This is a genomic window from Hungatella sp. (assembly GCF_046966825.1).
The window spans coordinates 1-3,352 of record NZ_JBKVCZ010000261.1 but is presented as its reverse complement, the minus strand read 5'-3'; the positions used below and the strand labels follow the sequence as shown (position 1 = coordinate 3,352).

Sequence of the window (3,352 nt, the reverse complement as noted above, 5' to 3'; positions counted from 1 at the left end):
CTTCTCCCAGCCTTCGATGGCTACCAGCCCATTTTTCGCGTCCACACCGGCGACGATCCGGTCTGCGCCGAAATGGGTAACCGCGTCGCGGAGGAAAAGGGGATTTTGGACCGCTTTTGTCCCGATGATTACGCGGCTGACGCCCAAATTCAGCATACGCTCGATGGCCTCCTCCGTCCGGATTCCGCCGCCGATCTCGATCGGCTTGGAGAAGGCTGCGACGATCCGTCTGATGCGTCTTCATTGACCGAATAACCTGCCAGCGCGCCATCCAAATCCACCAGATGCAGGAATGTGGCCCCCTGTGATTCCCAGTATGCCGCCACCTTCTCCGGAGAATCGGAATAAACGGTGATCTCTTTGAATTTTCCCTGTCTTAAGCGGACACACTGTCCGTTTTTCATGTCAATAGCCGGATATAACTGCATAATATTCTCCTTCTTCCCGGTTTAAAGTGTCCCTTTTGTTGACAACACATCCGTGATTCTCGGGTCCGTCTGTGAGGCCTCGTCGAGAGCCTTGGCAAATGCCTTGAAGATGCCCTCAATGATATGATGGTTATTCTCCCCGGACAGCTTTCTGATATGGAGGTTCATTTCCGCTGCATAGGAAACTGCGTAGAAGAACTCCTTTACCATCTCGGTCTCAAACTGCCCGACCCTCTCGGCTGTAAAGGCCGCGTCGAAAACGAAGTAGGGGCGGCCCGATAAATCGATGGCACAGAGAATCAGGGACTCATCCATGGGAAGAATCATATTTCCATACCGTTTAAGCGATTTCTTATTGCCAACCGCCTCTTTGATGGCAGTGCCCAGCACGATGCCCGTATCCTCGATCGTATGGTGGGTATCGACCTCCAAATCGCCCTTCACTTCCACTTCCAGATCAAACAGGCCGTGGCGGGCAAAGCTGTTCAGCATATGATCAAAGAAGCCGATTCCCGTCTGAACAGAAGCGCTGCCCGATCCGTCCAGGTTCAGCTTCAGGCGGATATCCGTCTCTTTCGTCACTCTCGTTATTTCTGCAGTTCTTCCCATATCCTCGTCCTCTCTTCTCTATTTTTCAAATCTGACCCTGACAGAATTGGCATGTGCGGTCAGCTGCTCCGCCTCTGCAAATGCCTCGATATCCTCATGAATGGCCTCCAGAGCGTCTTTGGAATAGTAAATGATGCTGGATTTCTTTACGAAGTCATCTACGTTCAGCGGGGAGAAGAACTTTGCCGTTCCGTTGGTCGGAAGACGTGGTTCGGGCCTGCGAAGTAGTCGCCAAGAGGCTCAGAACTGTATTCCCCGATGAAGATGGCTCCCGCATTTTTCACACGAGTCATGTCTTCAAATGGGTTCTTCGTCACGATCTCCAAATGCTCCGGAGCGATCTCATTGACCGTTTCCAGGGCGTCCGCCATGGTGTCTGCCACCAGGATGTAGCCGTAATTATCCAGCGATTTCTGAATGATCTCTGAGCGGGAAAGCTCCTTTGTGAACCGAATCGCCTCTTCCGATACCTTCTTTGCCAGGTCCATGCTGGTGGTAACCAGAATGGCAGAGGCCAGCTCATCGTGTTCCGCCTGAGATAAGAGATCCGCCGCTACAAAACGGGGATTGGCACTCTCATCGGCCAGGACCAGAATTTCGCTGGGACCGGCGATGCTGTCGATGCTGACATGGCCGTATACCGCCTTCTTGGCCAGCGCCACGAAGATATTGCCGGGGCCTACGATCTTATTGACCCGCGGGATGGATTCGGTACCAAACGCCAGTGCCGCGATGGCCTGGGCGCCGCCCACTTTATAGACCTCGGTCGCCCCTGCAAGATGCGCCGCGGTGAGGGTCACGGGATTGACCTTTCCGTCTCTGCCCGGAGGGGTTACCATGACGATCTTCTCGACTCCGGCCACCTCGGCGGGAATGATGTTCATGAGAACGGAGGACGGATAAGCCGCCTTGCCGCCGGGAACGTAGACGCCGACACTGGAAAGCGCTGTGATCTTCTGGCCCAGTATCGTTCCATCCGGCTTGCTGTCAAACCAGCTGTACGTCTTCTGCTTCTCGTGGAAGGCCCGGATATTCTTCATGGAGCGCTTCATGACCTCCAAAAGTCCCGGTTCCACCTCTCTCATGGCCTCTTCAATCTCCTCTTTTGTCACCCGGATGGTGGAGGCGTCTATCACGGCATGGTCAAACTGCTCTGTATAGGAAAATACGGCCGCGTCGCGGTCACGTTTTACCGTGTCCACGATCTCCTGGACCGTATCTGAATAGGCGGTATAGTTGTTCGGATCACGCTTTAATAAGTCTGCGAGAATATCCTTTTTGGAAGTTTCGTCTAACGCAACAATTCTCATTTGTTTTCCTCCTTGTAGTGAGCGTTTTAAAACATCAGCCCATCGACTGCATTAAATTCCTCAAATCGTGGATCAGACGGGTAATCCGGTCGTTTTCCCGCTTCATGCTGACCTGGTTGACTACCATGCGGGCAGACAGCGGACAGATCTCTTCCAGCACAGTTAAGCCGTTTTCCTTGAGCGTCGTGCCCGTCTCCACAATGTCCACGATGACCTCGGAGAGGCCGACGATGGGGGCAAGCTCAATGGAGCCGTTCAGCTTGATAATCTCCACAGTCTGGTGCTTTTTATTGTAAAAGTAATCCTTTGCTATGGCCGGATATTTGGTGGCCACACGGATTCTCTCGTGATGCTTTAACAGCTCTTTGGCCTCTTTCGGTCCGCAGACACACATACGGCAGTTGCCCAGCCCTAAGTTCATTACCTCATAGAGCTTCCGGCCCTCTTCCAGGATGGTGTCCTTTCCGACCACACCGATGTCGGCGGCGCCGTACTCCACGTAGGTCGGCACATCGCTTGCCTTGGCCAGGAAGAAACGCATCCCCAGCTCCTCGTTTGTAAAGATCAGCTTCCGGGAGCTCTTATCCCGCATCTCTTCACACGTGATTCCGATTTTTTCCAGCAGATCCAGCGACTGTTCTGCCAGACGGCCCTTTGCCAGGGCAAATGTCAAATATCTCATGTCATCCCTCATTTTAAGTATTCGGACAGCGGTATCTCGTCCATCCGGTCTAAGTTCAAGTTCACGATCTTTACGGAAAAGCCCTTCTCATCTAAGTACAGCAGGTTCGTAATGGTGGTGCGCCCCGCATAGGCTTTATACGCCTCCAGCGTCTTGTCCGCCTTCTTAAGCTGAAGCTGCACCGGCATGGAGGTATCGCGGAAGTGCTTCGCAAGCTGGATCGCCTGCTCTCTGGATTCCGGCTCGAAGAGAATCATGGTATTGACCACCCGGACCGGCGTATCGATCTTCTGTCTGGATAAAGCCAGCATCAGATCATCGAC

2 protein-coding genes and 3 pseudogenes are annotated in these 3,352 nt (G+C 53.2%); all 5 read right to left on the bottom strand.

Annotated features, from left to right (window positions below):
• Positions 1 to 428, bottom strand: a pseudogene (locus ACLTD4_RS33490) (HisA/HisF-related TIM barrel protein); the annotation flags it as partial.
• Positions 429 to 449: 21 nt separating this feature from the next.
• Positions 450 to 1,037 (bottom strand): imidazoleglycerol-phosphate dehydratase HisB, encoded by a 588-nt coding sequence (hisB, locus tag ACLTD4_RS33485; RefSeq protein WP_117620733.1) that lies wholly within the window; start codon positions 1,035 to 1,037, stop codon positions 450 to 452.
• An 18-nt stretch (positions 1,038 to 1,055) separates the two neighbouring features.
• Positions 1,056 to 2,347 (bottom strand): annotated as a pseudogene (gene hisD, locus ACLTD4_RS33480) (histidinol dehydrogenase).
• Between the two features lie 34 nt (positions 2,348 to 2,381).
• Positions 2,382 to 3,029, bottom strand: coding sequence for an ATP phosphoribosyltransferase (hisG, locus tag ACLTD4_RS33475; RefSeq protein WP_055652730.1), 648 nt, complete (start codon positions 3,027 to 3,029; stop codon positions 2,382 to 2,384).
• A gap of 8 nt (positions 3,030 to 3,037) precedes the next feature.
• Positions 3,038 to 3,352: pseudogene (locus ACLTD4_RS33470) on the bottom strand (ATP phosphoribosyltransferase regulatory subunit); the annotation flags it as partial.

Bases quoted from the DNA above. Each gene is read 5' to 3' on its own strand.
- hisB (WP_117620733.1), bottom strand. From the start codon at position 1,037: ATGGGAAGAACTGCAGAAATAACGAGAGTGACGAAAGAGACGGATATC.
- hisG (WP_055652730.1), bottom strand. From the start codon at position 3,029: ATGAGATATTTGACATTTGCCCTGGCAAAGGGCCGTCTGGCAGAACAG.